The organism is Actinobaculum sp. 313, assembly GCF_003073475.1.
Lineage (GTDB): Bacteria > Actinomycetota > Actinomycetes > Actinomycetales > Actinomycetaceae > Asp313.
In genome coordinates this window covers 1,390,033-1,406,213 of sequence record NZ_CP029033.1, presented here as the reverse complement: position 1 = coordinate 1,406,213, position 16,181 = coordinate 1,390,033, and the positions used below count along the sequence as shown (strand labels likewise).

Sequence of the window (16,181 nt, the reverse complement as noted above, 5' to 3'; positions counted from 1 at the left end):
GCTATACGGCACGTGCGCAGCGCAGGCTACAAAGGAGGATCGGCCTCAATACGCAATGGGGCTCCCAGGGAGGACGCCGTGTATTCGCGATAGCTGCGTCGCACGTTCGCTGCAAGTAGATCGGCGCGGGTACGGGACTGACGCAAGTAGACCGTCACTTCTCCCATCCGGCGTGCCGGGACCGGTCCCAGCAGTTCAACGCCCCCGGCGAGGCGGTGCACGCCGCCGACAAGCAACGCGTCAACCGGAATCTCCTCGCCCGATACCGCAGCCGTGGCTGGTGCGTTGCCTTCCTCCCGCCAAAGCGTCACCTGTGCTGAGGCGAGGAACTTCCGTACATCCCGTGGCGCTCCGGAAATCCCGAACCAGCGGCTGGCAGGGGGTAGCCGCAACGTCTCGCGTTCTCGTAAGGCATCGCCAGCGCGCAGCCGGTGTTGCCATTCGGCGAGTACGCGAGTGATCGCCGGGTCTGCACCTCCGGCCAGAATCACATGCCCTCCTTGGCGAGCCGACCGCACACGGATGATGACACGCGCCATATGACGCAGAAATTGCGTCTGCGCGTCGAGCCCCCGGCCTTGGAGGAAACGGGAATCAAGCACGACGGCGGCAGCAAATCCTCCCGGTGCCTCTGGCTCCGCACCCGGCGTGGCAACAACGAGACGTGGGCGTTCATTCACCGAAGCGATGATTCCGTCTGGTGCATGAGCGCCAGAAAGCACAATTCCGGTGCCGGGAAATGCCCGTCCGATCTCTTCCGCGGTGCGATGGGAGCCAATGCGTACCGCACGCAGCTGGGCGCTGCCGCAGCGGGGACAACGCCATGCCTGCGCCTTCCAGCCGCATCGGGAGCAGCGTGGCGCCTCCTGTGCCTGTGCGATGGACAAGGGGCCCGAACACTGCGGGCAATCCGCATGCGCATGGCAGACGGTGCACGCAACGATGGGCACGTAGCCCGCACGCGGGACCACCATGAGTACGGGGCCCCGTGTCAACGCTTCTCGAACTAGGCTGAAGACAGCGTCCGGGATGCGCGACCATGGTGTTCGCTCCCGTTCCCACTGCTCCGCAGCGCTGACACGCGGCAGACAGGAGCGAATGGCCTGTGGGGTTCCTTCCAGGGCCACCGCCTGCCCGGAGTCGACCAGAGCGGCCGATTCCTCACTGACGTAGGGTGAGAACACAAGCAATGCTGCCTGTGCGGCCTGCGCGCGGGCGGTGAGCACACTCCGGACGTGGTAGTACGGCGATCTGATCTCGCGCAGAGGCTCTGCCGCGTCGTCAACGACGACGCACATACCGAGATTAAGGACCGGTGCCCACACGGCCGCGCGTGTGCCGATAACAATGCGGGCCTGTCCACCAAGAATCCGCAGGAAGGTGCCATAGCGCTGCTGCGAGGCGTCCTCCCCGACACAAGAGCTACGTCTTCTTGTAAAAGGTGCCGCAAGGTAACGGCCAGGCGCTCGGCATGCCGCGTAGTTGGTGCGATGAGCAGGACCCCGCGGCCCCCGCGTCGAACTTCACCAATTGCGGTGGCCAGTGCTTCCGTTCCCCCTGCTCGCCCGGGAAGCGCGCAGCACACCGCGTGTGGTGCACCGTGCCGCAGATGGCTGAGAAACGCATTACCACCGCGATAGGAACTCCACGCGGAGTTTGTAGGCGCGCCGCGAGCGACCCGTTCCGCATCATGTGCATGAAGAGCATCCTCCTCGGATGCCTCGCCGCTCGGAGCCTGCTCTTCTGATTGCCGAGCGTGCATCACCTGCAGCGCATCCCGCATTATCGGCCCGTGCTCCTGGAGGTAAGCGCGTTCGGACCGCGCATGACGCTGTGGCACGGCCAGACGAAGGACGTCCGCGGTTGGTGCAGCGTGCGACATCGCAACCTGTTGGGCAACCTCGTACACTTCCGGGCATAATACGGGCACCGCTGACACCACGCGCCGCAACGGGCGTAGCCGGCTCGCCGTCGTCGTGACTGAATCACGTGCAACGATAAAACCGGAGGCCTGCCGCCCGGCGATATCCACGGTGACCCGGACTCCTACCCGTGCCGTATCGGCGAACTGCTCCGGGATCAGGTAGTCGAAGACACGGTCAAGATGGGGTTGTTGCAACTCAAGGTGGACGTGGGCGACGGGATCGGGCACCGGCCCGGCGATCTCGCGTTGCGTGACGGGGATAGGCAGCAACGTGCCCTGTTCCTGCGCCGCTGGCACGGTGCCGAGCCCGGGGAGTTCGGTCAGCCCCGCCAATGCCTGCAAGGAATCAAGGCGCGCCTGGCCGCCGACCGATTCGGCTGACACACCGTGCTGTGGATTCCTTTCCATAGTGCTATTTCACCACGGGGCTCCGTCACGTTTCAGGTCTACACGGCGCCGACTCGCGCACTGCCTTGAGCACGCTGGTGTGACCGGTGCGAATTGTTCTTCTGCTCCGAAGAAGAACTGGCATGTGCCTTGCCGCAACGCCGCCTGTTGGTTCGGGTGGCGTGTGCCTATCCGACGACGCTTTGGCGTGCGCCTACAACGCGCGCAGCAGATCCTCTATCCGATCCGTCCTCTCCCAGGTGAAATCCGGAAGCTCGCGGCCGAAATGACCGTACGCTGCCGTCTCTTGGTAAATAGGCCGCTTCAGATCGAGTTGCTCGATAATGGCGGCCGGACGCAGATCGAATACCTTATGGATCGCGTTTTCGATCCGATCCACAGATTCCGTTTCCGTGCCGAAGGTCTCGACGCGTACCGAAACCGGCCGAGCGCGTCCAATCGCGTAAGCCACCTGCAATTCACAACGTGAAGCGAGCCCCGCCGCCACCACATTCTTCGCCACCCACCGAGCAGCATAGGCAGCCGAGCGATCCACTTTCGACGGGTCTTTCCCGGAGAAGGCGCCGCCGCCGTGCCGCGCCATACCGCCGTATGTATCGACGATGATCTTTCGACCGGTCAACCCGGCGTCGCCCATCGGCCCGCCGATCACGAACCTTCCCGATGGATTGACCAGGAGGCGTAGGCCCGAGGTGTCCAGGTGAAGATTCTCGTCTTCCAGCACCGGCTCCAGCACGTGGGTGCGCAGTGTGCCTTCGAGCCATCCGTGTTCGATCTCCGGAGCATGCTGAGTGGAGATGACTACCGTGGTCAGCGCGACAGGCTGGTCGCCGTCGTACTCGACGGTTACCTGCGTCTTGCCGTCCGGTCGCAACCCTGGCACGACACCATCCTTGCGGACGTGGGTGAGGCGTTCGGCCAGTCGATGCGCCAATTGTATGGGTGCTGGCATCAAGGTGCGTGTTTCACGGCAGGCGTAGCCGAACATAAGGCCCTGGTCACCGGCCCCCTGGCCGTCAAAGCGATCCAGTCCGACACCGTTCTCACGCTTCTCCAACGACGTATCCACGCCATCGGCGATATCTGGTGACTGCTGGCCGATTGACAGAGTGACACCGCAAGAGCTGCCATCAAAGCCCACGTCGGATGATGTGTAGCCAATCTTCCGGATGGTTTCACGTACCAGAGCAGGAATCTCCACATAGGATTCTGTGGTGACTTCTCCTGCCACGTGAATTAGTCCGGTCGTGGCCATCGTTTCCACAGCTACACGGGACTGTGCATCGTCTGCCAGCATGGCATCAAGAATGGCGTCGGAAATTCTGTCGCACACCTTGTCCGGATGTCCTTCGGTAACGGATTCCGAGGTGAAAGGCATGGGCATGTAATTCTCCTTGTAGCGGTGATCGTGGGTGTGCGCCGTGAAGTGGACGCTTAGGGGCGTTCGCGCCAGGTGACGATGGCATCGAGCAAGTGGCGAGCCATCGCCGATTTGGTTCCTGAAGCGGTACCGAGGATATTGCCGTCCCGGTCGACAATCGTCACCGCGGTATTAACCGGACCGAAGCCGCGATCAGTACCGACCTCGTTGATGACCATGAGATCCGCGCCTTTGCGGCGCGCCTTGTCACGTCCGTATTGCAGCACGTCGTGTTCGCCATCCCCTGTTTCGGCGGCGAACCCAACAATCGTCTGCCGTTCCCTGTGCCGGTGGTGGGCGAGTTCGGCGAGGATATCGGAGTTTTCGACCAAAGTGAGGGTAAGCCCCGCTTCAGTCTTCTTGATCTTTGCTTCCGCCGCATGCTCTGGCCTGTAATCGGCCACGGCAGCAGCCATTATGAGGATGTCGGCGTCACGTGCGGCTGCATGCATCGACTCTCCAAGCTGCGCCGCTGATACAACAGGAACGATGCGGGCGCCGGGCACACGGGCCAGCACGTCCGAGGTGACATTCGCGGCCACTAGGGTCACATCGGCACCTCGCTGGGTCGCCGCAGCTGCTATCTCCGCGCCGAAGATACCGGTGGACCGATTGCCGATGAAGCGAACCGGATCAATGGCTTCATGCGTTCCGCCGGCGCTAATTGCTATCTTCAGGCCGGTGAGGTCGCGTGGAGCACCGGCGAGTCGTGCCTGGACGAGCTGCGCGATCTCCTCCGGCTCCGGCATACGCCCGGGTCCGGAGTCGGGACCGGTCAGCTGTCCGACGGCGGGCGCGACGACTTCAATACCGCGGTGGCGCAATGTTGCCACATTGTCTTGTGTAGCGGGATTCAGCCACATTTCGCTATGCATGGCTGGCACGAGCAGAATCGGGCACGTCGCCGTCAGTAAGGTCGCCGTTAAGAGGTTATCCGCCACTCCGGCGCGGACCTTGGCGATTGTATTCGCGGTTGCGGGCGCCACGACCACCAGATCTGCACTCCGGGCGAGACCGACATGCTCCACGCCCGCCGCGTTCTCAGTGACCAAGGTGTGAACGTCCCTGCCGCTGACTGCCTCCCATGTAGTTCGACCGACCATATCGAGCGAGGCCGGGGTCGGAACTACCGTGACGTCGAGACCCGCCTTCTTCAGCAGCCTGACCAGCGTACAACTCTTATAGGCAGCAATACCCGCCGTAACGCCGACGACCACATGATGCGGGCCGTCCCCCGGGCGGCCCGAGATTCGCTCACTCGGACTCAGTTCCCCACTCGATCTTCTCGGCGACAATCTCTCGCAGAGCGACCGACAGTGGTTTATCCTCCGGGCCTGCTTCAACGAGTGGTCCGAAATGACTGATGTTGCCATCCCCGCGTGTCATCTCCTGGCGGTAGGAATTGATTTGACGCGCCCGCTGCGCGGCATACACAGCCAGCGCATACTTCGAGTCGACCTTTTCAAGCAACTCGTCAATGGGCGGGTTCGTGATGCCCTCGGGCTCGGGAACGGTACCGAACATGTTATTCCTCTCCTCGTATGCAGCTATAGATTCTACTGCCCCAGCCCCATGATGCGAAGTAGCTGGTCCGTGGCACCCGACACGGAATCGTTGATGACGATGTGATCGAATTCGTCGCGAGCCGCACGTTCAACACGTGCGGTCTCCAGGCGGCGCTCTTGCTCCGACGCATCTTCGGTACCACGACCCTTGAGGCGGCGGACCAGTTCTTCCCACGACGGGGCGTCGATAAAGATCTGTTCGACATCTGGCCACGAACGCCGGATCTGCCGTGCTCCATCCAGGTCAACTTCTAGAATAGGGATCCGGCCCGCGCGAGCATGTCAACCACAGGCTGCCGCGGCGTGCCGTAACGATTCCGGCCGTGGACGATAGCCCATTCCAGCATTTCGCCGGAGTCGATGAGACGGTCGAACTCCGCGTCGGAAACGAAGTGATAGTCAATGCCTTCCCGTTCTCCGGGCCGAGGCTGTCTAGTTGTCGCGGAGACCGAAAGCCAACACTGCGGCGCCCTCGCAAGGAGATCGCGAATAACCGTGCCCTTGCCCACCCCGGAAGGGCCCGCCACCACATACGGAATCACCGCGGTCGAAGCGCCGCCATCTGAAGCACCCATGCCTCAATAGTGCCATGATCGCGGGACGCCGCGGAATTCATGCATGGTTCGGTCAACTGAACCGCTTGATAAGAGCCTCCCGTTGATGACGTCCGAGTCCAGCGATGCGCCGGGACTCAGAAATGCTCAGTTCGTCCATGACCTGTTTCGCCTTCGCGGTACCAACACCCGGCAAAGAAGCGATAAGGGCCGAAACCCGAATCTTGCCTAACACAGGCTCCGAGGCGGAGAGTTCTATAACTTCCGGAATCGTCATCTTACCCGCTTTAACATTACGCTTAACCTCGGCGCGGCGCTGGCGTGCGGCAGTCGCCTGTTCGAGAGCAGCTGCGCGCTGCTCATCAGTAAGCTTGGGAAGTGCCATCTCGGTCTCCTTGATGTCCTACCCCGCAGAAGCACCTGCGGTAAGGCCTTTATAACCCACTTTTTGCGCGTTTTCGCGTGTTTCTGCGCGTTAGGAAAAAAGCCAACGCCGTCGCGAATATCTTCGCAGGTCATCGCGGTGCGACTTGGTGAGCGCGAAAAAACCTGAAAGATACGTCAGAAATAATGTGCATCCAATTGTGAACATAGTTGCAAAGAACTGGTTACGATAACGTAACCAGCCGAAGAGAATGTGTCTGTACCTCGCGGTCAGTCCACAACCTCGATATCCGTTAACACATCCATGAACGCTTCTCGTAGCCCGTTGGCATCCGGTCCTCCTGCGAGCACCGAGCGTGATGCCGATGCCAGAACACGTGGATTGGATGCGCCGAAGACCGCACGTAGTTCGCTCCCACCGGCGCCCTGCGCGCCGACACCGGGAGCGAGAATCAAGCCGGGAAAGTCGGCGAGCTCGATACGGAGCTGACGCGCCGCGTCGGCGATGGTTGCGCCAATGACGATTCCGACCGGTCCGATTCCGGCCGGACACAGCTCCCGATCCCACCGAGCCACCATGTCGACGACGGTTCTCGCCACCGATTCGCGACCATCGCCGGCGTGCTGAACGATGGCTCCTTCGGGATTTGAAGTCAGCGCGAGTACAAAGAGTCCCCTCCCGCGTGATGCGGCTCGATACGCCGTCTTCTTCAATGAAGCCGGTCCCAAATAGGGAGACACAGTGAGGGCATCGGCACGTAATGACCCTTCGAGGTAGGCGTCCGCGTAGGCGTCCATGGTGGAACCGATATCGCCGCGTTTAACGTCGAGAATCGTCGGTACGCCGACGGCCCGCGCAGCCTGTAGTACCTCCTCCAGAACCGCAACTCCCTGTGCCCCGTGTCGTTCGTAGAACGCCGACTGCGGCTTAAACGCGGCAACGTAATCACCGAGCGCATCGATGGTGCGTAAAGAGAATTCGCGCAGGCCGACCGGAGTGTCAGGCAAATCCCATCGTTCCAAGAGACTGGCGTGCGGATCGATGCCCACGCACAGCGGACCTCGTTCGCGCATACGTTGACCGAGGCGCACGCCGAAGTCCGCCATTTCCGCACGGTGATCAGCCGTCATACCAGGCGCTCCTCGCGTTCCTGATCGTAGTTCTGCAGGGATTTCACGGCGAAACTCCTCTTCCGGCGGGCGGCAATTCCCTGCACTGCCGCGGCAAACTCCTGCACCGTCGTGATAATCGGCTTATCCGCCGCCGTCGTGGCAGCGCGGATGGAATACCCATCACGCCGCGCCCCAGGCGTGTTCGGGGTGTTGACCACCATATCGATGTCACCGGAGGTGATGAGATCGACGATTGTCGGACTACCATCGGGGCCGCGCCCCTCTGACTGTTTTCGCACCACGGCGGCCGGCACGCCGTAGCGGCGTAGCACGGCGGCGGTTCCGGTGGTGGCCACAACCTGGAAACCGAGGTCTACCATTTGCAGTACGGGGAAGATGATGGAGCCCTTGTCATGGTCAGCGACGGAGATGAACACCGTACCCGAATCCGGTAGGCCGCCGTAGGCTCCCTCCTGCGACTTCGCAAAGGCAGTTGGGAAGGTATCGGCGTACCCCATCACCTCGCCGGTAGAACGCATTTCCGGGCCGAGAACCGTATCGACGACGCGGCCATCGCGGGTAGTAAAACGCTTGAAGGGAAGAACCACCTCTTTTACAGCCACACTGGAATCAACGTCCATGACACTGGCATCGTGTTCCGGCAGCAATCCGAGCCGCCGGAGCTCAGTGATCGATCTCCCCGCCATCACCCACGCCGCCGCACGTGCCAGAGGTACACCTGTGGCCTTTGAAACAAAGGGAACGGTGCGGGAGGCGCGTGGATTGGCCTCAATGACATAGAGGATGTCATTCATCAACCCAAACTGAATATTCAACAGCCCGCGCACGCCCACGCCGCGTGCAATAGCTTCGGATGCCTTACGGATACGGTCGATAATGTGTTGCGAGAGTGTGACTGCAGGTAGCACACAGGCGGAATCGCCGGAGTGGATACCACATTCCTCGATATGCTCCATGACCCCGCCGAGGAATAGCTCCTCACCGTCAAATAGCGCATCTACATCGATTTCGGTGGCGGCGTCGAGGAAGCGGTCCACAAGCAGCGGTGCGTTGACACGTGAGGCGTCAGTTCGCGCAGTTTCGTGCCGGTCCAGGTAGTTTCGCAGCTGTTCTTCCGAGTAGACGACTTCCATGCCACGTCCGCCAAGCACGTACGACGGCCGCACAAGAACCGGATAGCCGATACGCTTCGCAATCTCCAGCGTCTGATCGTCGTTCGTGGCCGTGCCGTAGTCAGGCGCGCGCAGACCTGCCTGGGCGAGCACACCGCCGAAAAGCGCACGATCCTCCGCCGCGTCAATGGCACCGGGCGAAGTACCGATAATCGGGACTCCGGCGGCCTCCAGTGCGGCAGCGAGCGAGAGAGGCGTCTGGCCGCCCAATTGAACGATCATGCCGTACACCGGACCTGCCGCGCATTCGGCCTTATAGACTTCTAGGACATCTTCCAGCGTCAGCGGTTCGAAATACAAGCGGTTGGAGATATCGTAATCTGTTGAAACCGTCTCCGGATTGCAGTTGACCATGATGGTCTCGTACTCGGAAGCCAACGTCTGCGTGGCGTGGACGCAGGAGTAGTCAAACTCAATGCCCTGGCCAATACGATTGGGCCCGGAACCGAGAATGATGATTGCCGGGCGCTGCCGCGGGCTGACCTCCGTCTCCTCGTCGTAGCTGGAGTAATGGTACGGCGTACGCGCAGCGAATTCAGCCGCGCAGGTGTCCACCGTCTTATACACCGGGTGGAGGCCGTACGCCCAGCGAATCTGCCGCGCCGCCTCCTCGGAAATGCCGCGAATCCTGCCGATTTGCGCATCAGAGAAACCATGCCTCTTCGCCTCTCGCAGCGTGGCAGGACGGAGGGACTCCTCAACGGCTACAAGCTCTGCCACCTCGTTAATGAGGCTGATCTGGTCCAAGAACCAGGGGTCGATACCGGTTGCCGCATATAGCTCGTCAATGCTCGCACCGGCGCGTAGTGCCTGTTGGACCTGGATCAACCGGTCCTCGGTCGGTGTAGCACAGTCGCGAATAAGCCGCGCGAGAACTTCGCCAGTGGCAGGAGTGCCATCCCAATGGAAGACAGTGCCCTTCTTATCGATGGAGCGCATGGCCTTTTGTAGGGCTTCGGTGAAGTTCCGCCCAAGGGCCATCGCTTCGCCCACCGACTTCATGGTGGTTGTCAGCGTGGGGTCGGCATCGGGGAACTTCTCGAAGGCGAAACGCGGCACTTTCACCACGACGTAATCGAGGGTCGGTTCAAAGGACGCCGGCGTGGACTCGGTAATGTCGTTGGGAATCTCATCCAGCGTGTATCCGATTGCCAGCCGAGCGGCGATCTTTGCGATGGGGAACCCTGTTGCCTTTGAAGCAAGGGCGGAAGAACGCGATACGCGGGGGTTCATTTCGATAACAATCACCCGGCCGGTCTCCGGTTCGACGGCGAACTGGATGTTGCACCCACCGGTGTCGACGCCGACTTCGCGGATGATTGCGATACCAATGTCACGCAGGCGCTGGTATTCGCGATCCGTAAGTGTCAGCGCCGGAGCTACGGTGACCGAGTCCCCCGTATGCACACCCACCGGATCAACATTCTCAATGGAGCACACGACGACGACGTTGTCCGCCTGGTCGCGCATGATCTCCAGCTCGTACTCCTTCCAGCCGATAATCGACTCCTCCAGCAGTACTTCTGTGGTCGCGGAGTAATGGAGCCCTTGGCCGGCTATTCGGTCGAGGTCCTGCTGATCGTATGCGAGACCGGAACCCAAGCCGCCCATCGTGAAGGAGGGACGCACAACAAGCGGGTAGCCCAGTTCGGATGCCGCGTCATGGCATTCATCCAGCGAATGACAGATCACCGAGCGGGCGGACTGTGCTCCGCAACGTTCGACAACCGCCTTGAATTTATCGCGGTCTTCACCCTTGGTGATTGCATCGGCATGCGCGCCGATGAGTTCCACTCCGTAGCGGTCCAGTACTCCTCGCTGCACCAAATCCATCGCGGTGTTCAGAGCCGTCTGGCCGCCCAGGGTCGGCAGCAACGCATCTGGCCGTTCCTTGGCGATCACCTTCTCCACGATCTCCGGGGTGATCGGCTCGATATAGGTGGCATCCGCCATCTCCGGATCGGTCATAATCGTGGCCGGATTGGAGTTGACGAGGATGACGCGCAACCCCTCCTCCTTCAACACCCGGCAGGCCTGTGTACCGGAGTAGTCGAACTCGCAGGCTTGACCGATCACAATCGGACCGGAGCCGATCACGAGAACGGAGGTGATATCAAGGCGCCGCGGCATCAGTTGTTCTCCTTGTCTTGCGTTGCCTTCGTTTCGTCTTCTCCGGGATCTTCCGTCTTGCCGCGTTGTGCGACCATCAGGTCGAGAAAGGCGTCGAACAGGTAGGACGCGTCATGCGGTCCGGCGGCGGCTTCTGGATGGTACTGCACCGAGAACGCGGGAATATCAAGGCAGCGTAGGCCTTCAACCACCTGGTCATTCAGGCCGACATGCGAGACTTCGACCCGCCCGTACTTGCCTCCGGCGAAGGGCGAGAGCGAGGGGTCTTCCACCGGTGCATCGACGGCGAACCCGTGGTTGTGTGCCGTGATTTCCACCCGGCCGGTAGAACGGTCCAAGACCGGCTGATTGACTCCGCGGTGCCCGTACTCGAGTTTGTAGGTGCCGTAGCCGAGTGCCCGCCCTAGCAACTGGTTTCCGAAGCAGATGCCGAAGAAGGGGTAACCAGCGTCGAGCACCTCGCGGAGCAATTCGACCTGTTGGTCGGCAGCCTGCGGATCCCCGGGACCGTTGGAGAAGAACACGCCGTCGGGCCTGTACGCCTCGATCTGCGCGAGGCTCACCGTCATGGGAACGACGATGACACGCGCACCGCGCGCGGCGAGTTGTGCGGGGGTACGGGCCTTTATCCCCATATCGACGGCAACAACGGTTGCCCGCTCCTCCCCTCCGGTTCCACAACATAGGCGTCGGGGGTGGTGACTTCGCTGGCCAAGTCCGCACCGGTCATTTCGGGACTTTGCCGAACAATACCGGTCAGCACCTCGAGGGCTGCCTCTTTCCTTTCAACAGCCCCATCCGGCAATGCCGCCCCGGAGAAGATCCCGGCGCGCATCACACCTTTTTCACGTAGATGGCGTGTAATGGCGCGCGTGTCGACGTCGGCGATGCCTACCACGCCGGCAGCAGCAAGCGCATCCTCCAACTCGCCGGTGGAACGCCAATTCGAGGCGCGCCGGGCTGGATCGCGCAATACGACTCCGGCGGCCCAGAAACGTGCGGATTCCGGATCCTCGGCGTTAATGCCGGTGTTGCCAATATGCGGCGCCGTCATGACGATGATCTGGCGGTGATAGGAAGGGTCGGTGAATGTCTCCTGGTACCCGGTCATGCCGGTAGAGAACACAATCTCTCCCAGTGTCCGTCCGCGTGCAGCGTAGGCGTGACCGATGTATGTACTTCCGTCCTCCAGGACGATGACGGCCGACTCGCGTTGCGTGGTCACCACGCCTCCCTTTCTGCTGCGATTTCCTCGCGGCCACGTAGTTGACCGTCCCAGACGGTTGGGACGCCCCGATAGAAGGTATACATGATCCGCCCGGGCAGCTCACGGCCTTCCCAAGGAGTGTTCGCCGATTTTGAATGCTGCGCATTGGCGCGAATCATGCGAGTGGCGCGAGGATCGTGCAGGCAGAGGTTAGCTGGCTCGCCGACGGCAATCGGCCTGCCCTGCGCCGGATTCTGGCACAGTTGCGCCGGAGTGTAGCTCATGAGACGCGCGACATCCGACCACGTGATCAGCCCAGTGTCTACGAGGGTCTGCTGGACGACGGACAGAGCGGTCTCCAATCCGATCATGCCGTGCGCGCCGGCGCTCCATTCGCAATCCTTATCCTCGGCGGGATGCGGGGCATGGTCCGTACCGATCACATCGATTGTTCCATCGACAATGCCGCGTCGTAGTGCCTCGATATCGGCCGGCGTGCGCAGCGGCGGATTCACCTTGAAGCGAGGGTCGTAGGAGCACGCTTCGCGGTGGTCAAGGGCCAGATGATGCGGGGTGGCCTCGGCCGTCACAGGCATACCCTCCGATTTGGCCCAGCGGACGAGATCAACCGATCCTTTGGTAGACAGGTGGAGAATGTGTACGCGGCTACCCACATGCTGTGCGAGGAGGCAATCACGCGCCACGATGGATTCCTCAGCGACGGCGGGCCAACCGGCCAGACCGAGTTGGGCGGAGATCTCTCCCTCATGCATTTGCGCGCCTTCGGTCAGGCGCGGATCTTGGGCGTGCTGTGCAATAACACCGCCGAAAGACTTGGCGTACTCGAGGGCACGACGCATCAGAACCGGATCTGCTACACAGGCGCCGTCGTCGGAGAAATAGCGTACGGCTGCCGCAGACTCGGCCATGGCACCGAGTTCGGCGAGATGCTCACCGGCTAGCCCGGCGGACACTGCACCGACGGGTCGCACGTCAACGTAGCCCGCCTCGCGCCCTAAACGTAGAACCTGTTCGACGACACCGGCGGTGTCCTGCACCGGCATCGTATTAGCCATTGCGTTGACGCAGGTGTAGCCGCCGGCGGCGGCCGCCTGTGAACCGGTGAGTACGGTTTCGGAGTCTTCGCGGCCGGGCTCACGCAAATGCGTATGCGGGTCCACCAGACCGGGTAGCGCGATGAGACCAGCGGCATGGACAATAATCGCATCTGCTGGTACCGGGAGGTCGGCACCGACGGCTTCAATCGTGTCGTCACCCGTGAGAATGTCAACGACTTCCTTGCCCAGGAGGCGGGCGCCTCGGATCAAGTACCGGCTCATGCTGCAATCTCCTCACCGTGCGCCAGAAGAAGGTAGAGGGCGGCCATGCGCACGGAGATTCCGTTGGCCACCTGCTCGGTGACAACCGACCGGGCGGAATCCGCAGCTTCTGCCGTAATTTCCAGCCCTCGGTTCATGGGCCCCGGGTGCATGACGACGGCGTCAGGGCCCAATGCTGCCAGCCGCTGCGAGTTCAGGCCAAAAGTTCGGTGATATTCGAAAGGCGAGGGAAAGAATCCCCCACCGGCGTGACTCATCCGTTCACGCTGCACGCGCAGCATCATGACGGCGTCGGGATGTGCGGTGATAGCCTCATCCAGGCTCAGTACCACATCGCAGGTCCAGTCGTCCATGCCGACGGGTAGCAGGGTGGGTGGAGCGACGAGCGTGACCCGGGCACCGAGGGTGGTCATGAGCTCGACGTTGGAGCGGGCCACTCGAGAATGCAGAATATCCCCGACGATTGCCACATGCGCGCCGTCGAGTCCCGAGCCGTCCGGTGCGGGCAGATCATCGTGCCGATGCAGATGGCGGCGCAAGGTAAAAGCATCGAGAAGCGCCTGTGTGGGATGCTGGTGTGTTCCGTCTCCCGCGTTGAGAATCGGTACATCCACCCAGTCGGTATCGGCAAGACGTTGCGGGGCACCGGAGGCCGAGTGCCTCACAATAAGCGCCTCCGCACCCATGGCCACGATGGTCTGAGCGGTATCCTTCAGCGATTCGCCCTTGGAGAGCGACGATCCGCGTGCCGAGAAGGAGATGACATCCATTGAGAGGCGTTTCGCGGCTGTCTCAAAGGAGAGCCGGGTACGCGTTGAGTCCTCGAAGAAGAGTGTGGCGACCGTCCGTCCCCGTAGCACCGGTAGTTTCTTGATAGTCCGCGCCTGAGTCGCCGCCATCGCCTCCGCGGTGTCGAGGAGCAGGAGTACGTCGTCGCGCGAAAGATCGCGTGTGGAGAGCAGATGCCGCATGTCAGTTCTCCTCAATCCGGACGCCGTCGTTGCCGTCGATCTCCACCAACGAAACTCGGACGCGCTCATCGTGGGAGGTTGGCAAGTTCTTGCCGACGTAGTCGGCGCGGATCGGCAGCTCGCGATGACCACGATCAACCAGAACCGCCAACTGGACGGCCCGCGGTCGCCCCAGATCGGAAAGTGCTTCGAGTGCCGCGCGGATTGTGCGGCCCGAATACAGCACGTCGTCGACGAGAACCACGGTTTTATCATCAATGCCGCTGGCGGGAATGCTGGTGGGATGAGGTGCGCGAGTTGGCTGCGCGGCAAGATCGTCGCGGTACATGGTGATGTCCAGTGCACCGACGGGAATATCGGCCTGCGCGGCGGTATCGGCCAGAATATCGTGCAGACGTCTTGCCAGGGGCACTCCACGAGTCAAAATGCCCAAAAGGACCACATTATCGACGCCGCGGTTGCGTTCCAGGATTTCATGGGCGATACGCCGCAGCGACCGCGAAATATCATCAGCGTCAAGCACCGCGTGGGTGCGTGCCGGAACCATTGAGTTCTCCTTCCCCGCCTCACGGGACGGTGATTAAAGGACGCGGGCCAGCCAGTAGACAGACCCCGGTTCTAGTATTCAGTTATGGCGGGCAATCAGGCCCGCTAGTCCATATTCTCGCCAAGGCCCTCTGTAGCCTCGGCAGACGCGGCAGCGGAGCCGCCAATGCCTTCGGACGCATCCGCGTCCGCTACTGCATCTTCCGCAGAGTCATCCTGCTTCCCACTGCGCGAATCAAGAGTAGCCGCCTCGCCAGCTCCGGCATCGTCCTGCCCGAGTTCTCGTGCCCGGATATCGGCGACCCGGTTGAGCACGCCCATGACGAAGCCGACGGAGCGGTCCGTTGAGAGCTCTCGCGCCAGGGCAGACCATTCGGTGACGACGAGGGCGCGTGGGGTACCCATGAACATCAACTCCGCGCTTCCGGCACGCAGAATCGTGCGATCAACGACGTTCATACGTGCCATTGCCCAGTCCTCGCTCGCCGCTTCGATTATGGTATCGATATTGTCTGCATGACTGGCGTACGCCTCCACAATCTGTGCGCCAAAATCGCCGATTGGCGTCTGCGCGGTGGAAACACTCCTACGCTCGGTCAGGAGATGAAGAAGTTGTTCCTCTTCCAGCAGGTCCTTCTCGTCAGCCTCAAATATGACATCGAGGGCACGATGACGTTGAGTGGTGCGTGCGGTCCGCCGCCGTTTTGCCATCAGTCCGTCACGCGAGAGATGTAATCGCCGGTGCGGGTATCAACCTTCACCTTGTCACCCTGATTGAGGAAGAGGGGAACCTGGATTTCGTAGCCTGTCTCAACCGTGGCGGGCTTTGTTCCGGCCGACGAGCGGTCTCCCTGCAATCCAGGCTCGGTGTAGGTAATTTCTAGCACTACCGATGCCGGAAGTTCGACGAAAAGTGTCTGTCCTTCGTGGGAGGCAACAATTGCCTGCTGGTTCTCCAGAAGGAAATGTGCGGCATCACCAACGATTTCTGGGGACACCGGAATCTGTTCGTAGGTTTCAAGGTCCATGAAGATGAAGTCCGTGCCGTCGTTGTAAAGATACTGCATGTCGCGACGGTCCACGGTAGCCGTTTCGACCTTGACCCCCGCGTTGAGGGTGCGGTCAACGGTCTTCCCGGACAAGACGTTCTTCAGCTTAGTACGTACGAAAGCCGGGCCCTTACCCGGCTTGACATGCTGGAACTCGACGACACTCCACAGCTGTCCGTCAATGTTAAGCACCATGCCGTTCTTCAGGTCATTCGTGGTCGCCACGCGACTTTCCTCCTCGCTGTAATGCGCCCAGCGGGCGCGGCCACATCACAGGATACCCCGAAGGTCCCGCCAGTGCCTTGCCATGGCCGTATGACACGCGCTACTTCCGTACCAGGCTGGAGGGAGGTGAGGGCCGTGCTTGCTTCGCGGCA

13 protein-coding genes and 2 pseudogenes are annotated in these 16,181 nt (G+C 61.5%); 1 reads left to right on the top strand and 14 read right to left on the bottom strand.

Translation table 11 applies throughout. From position 1 onward, the window contains the following. Positions 1–26 precede the first annotated feature (26 nt). A complete protein-coding gene (locus DDD63_RS06080) occupies positions 27–1,325 on the bottom strand; it encodes a hypothetical protein (RefSeq protein WP_108715616.1) in 1,299 nt (432 codons plus the stop codon). A 779-nt stretch (positions 1,326–2,104) separates the two neighbouring features. Here DDD63_RS06080 and DDD63_RS12855 point away from each other — a divergent pair. Beyond that, positions 2,105–2,305: a hypothetical protein gene (locus DDD63_RS12855; protein WP_108715614.1), complete on the top strand. Its 201-nt coding sequence runs from the start codon at positions 2,105–2,107 to the stop codon at positions 2,303–2,305. 220 nt (positions 2,306–2,525) lie between these two features. On the opposite strand, the gene metK is transcribed toward DDD63_RS12855, so the two are convergent. The 13 genes and pseudogenes from metK to efp form a co-directional block, all read right to left on the bottom strand. Beyond that, entirely contained in the window at positions 2,526–3,716 is a 1,191-nt protein-coding gene (gene metK / locus DDD63_RS06065; RefSeq protein ID WP_108715613.1) for a methionine adenosyltransferase, read from the bottom strand. 50 nt (positions 3,717–3,766) lie between these two features. Beyond that, the gene (gene coaBC / locus DDD63_RS06060; RefSeq protein ID WP_240611190.1) at positions 3,767–4,969 is read right to left on the bottom strand and encodes a bifunctional phosphopantothenoylcysteine decarboxylase/phosphopantothenate--cysteine ligase CoaBC; all 1,203 of its coding nucleotides are present in this window, start codon (positions 4,967–4,969) and stop codon (positions 3,767–3,769) included. A gap of 37 nt (positions 4,970–5,006) precedes the next feature. Continuing rightward, a complete protein-coding gene (gene rpoZ / locus DDD63_RS06055; protein WP_108715612.1) occupies positions 5,007–5,276 on the bottom strand; it encodes a DNA-directed RNA polymerase subunit omega in 270 nt (89 codons plus the stop codon). Between the two features lie 32 nt (positions 5,277–5,308). After that, positions 5,309–5,892: pseudogene (gene gmk, locus DDD63_RS06050) on the bottom strand (guanylate kinase). Between the two features lie 52 nt (positions 5,893–5,944). After that, a complete protein-coding gene (mihF, locus tag DDD63_RS06045; protein WP_108715611.1) occupies positions 5,945–6,256 on the bottom strand; it encodes an integration host factor, actinobacterial type in 312 nt (103 codons plus the stop codon). 269 nt (positions 6,257–6,525) lie between these two features. Next, entirely contained in the window at positions 6,526–7,386 is an 861-nt protein-coding gene (gene pyrF, locus DDD63_RS06040) for an orotidine-5'-phosphate decarboxylase (RefSeq protein ID WP_240611189.1), read from the bottom strand. Next, positions 7,383–10,691, bottom strand: a complete 3,309-nt coding sequence (carB, locus tag DDD63_RS06035; RefSeq protein WP_108715610.1) for a carbamoyl-phosphate synthase large subunit — start codon at positions 10,689–10,691, stop codon at positions 7,383–7,385. The genes pyrF and carB overlap by 4 nt, the downstream gene beginning before the upstream one ends. Further along, a pseudogene (gene carA, locus DDD63_RS06030) lies at positions 10,691–11,916 on the bottom strand (glutamine-hydrolyzing carbamoyl-phosphate synthase small subunit). The gene carB and the pseudogene carA overlap by 1 nt, the downstream one beginning before the upstream one ends. Beyond that, positions 11,913–13,238, bottom strand: a complete 1,326-nt coding sequence (locus DDD63_RS06025; RefSeq protein ID WP_108715609.1) for a dihydroorotase — start codon at positions 13,236–13,238, stop codon at positions 11,913–11,915. Before DDD63_RS06025 ends, carA begins: the two are co-directional and overlap by 4 nt. Next, positions 13,235–14,209, bottom strand: a complete 975-nt coding sequence (locus DDD63_RS06020) for an aspartate carbamoyltransferase catalytic subunit (protein ID WP_108715608.1) — start codon at positions 14,207–14,209, stop codon at positions 13,235–13,237. Before DDD63_RS06020 ends, DDD63_RS06025 begins: the two co-directional genes overlap by 4 nt. Position 14,210: 1 nt before the next feature. Continuing rightward, a complete protein-coding gene (gene pyrR / locus DDD63_RS06015; RefSeq protein WP_108715607.1) occupies positions 14,211–14,756 on the bottom strand; it encodes a bifunctional pyr operon transcriptional regulator/uracil phosphoribosyltransferase PyrR in 546 nt (181 codons plus the stop codon). Between the two features lie 104 nt (positions 14,757–14,860). After that, on the bottom strand, positions 14,861–15,466 hold the full coding sequence (locus tag DDD63_RS06010; RefSeq protein ID WP_108715606.1) for a transcription antitermination factor NusB: 606 nt from the start codon (positions 15,464–15,466) through the stop codon (positions 14,861–14,863). Further along, a complete protein-coding gene (efp, locus tag DDD63_RS06005) occupies positions 15,466–16,029 on the bottom strand; it encodes an elongation factor P (protein ID WP_108715605.1) in 564 nt (187 codons plus the stop codon). Before efp ends, DDD63_RS06010 begins: the two co-directional genes overlap by 1 nt. Between the last annotated feature and the right edge of the window lie 152 nt (positions 16,030–16,181).

Coding starts and splice junctions, on each gene's coding strand:
- DDD63_RS12855 (WP_108715614.1), top strand. CDS start 2,105: ATGGGGTTGTTGCAACTCAAGGTGGACGTGGGCGACGGGATCGGGCAC.
- metK (WP_108715613.1), bottom strand. CDS start 3,716: ATGCCCATGCCTTTCACCTCGGAATCCGTTACCGAAGGACATCCGGAC.
- rpoZ (WP_108715612.1), bottom strand. CDS start 5,276: ATGTTCGGTACCGTTCCCGAGCCCGAGGGCATCACGAACCCGCCCATT.
- mihF (WP_108715611.1), bottom strand. CDS start 6,256: ATGGCACTTCCCAAGCTTACTGATGAGCAGCGCGCAGCTGCTCTCGAA.
- pyrF (WP_240611189.1), bottom strand. CDS start 7,386: ATGACGGCTGATCACCGTGCGGAAATGGCGGACTTCGGCGTGCGCCTC.
- carB (WP_108715610.1), bottom strand. CDS start 10,691: ATGCCGCGGCGCCTTGATATCACCTCCGTTCTCGTGATCGGCTCCGGT.
- DDD63_RS06025 (WP_108715609.1), bottom strand. CDS start 13,238: ATGAGCCGGTACTTGATCCGAGGCGCCCGCCTCCTGGGCAAGGAAGTC.
- DDD63_RS06020 (WP_108715608.1), bottom strand. CDS start 14,209: ATGCGGCATCTGCTCTCCACACGCGATCTTTCGCGCGACGACGTACTC.
- pyrR (WP_108715607.1), bottom strand. CDS start 14,756: ATGGTTCCGGCACGCACCCACGCGGTGCTTGACGCTGATGATATTTCG.
- DDD63_RS06010 (WP_108715606.1), bottom strand. CDS start 15,466: ATGGCAAAACGGCGGCGGACCGCACGCACCACTCAACGTCATCGTGCC.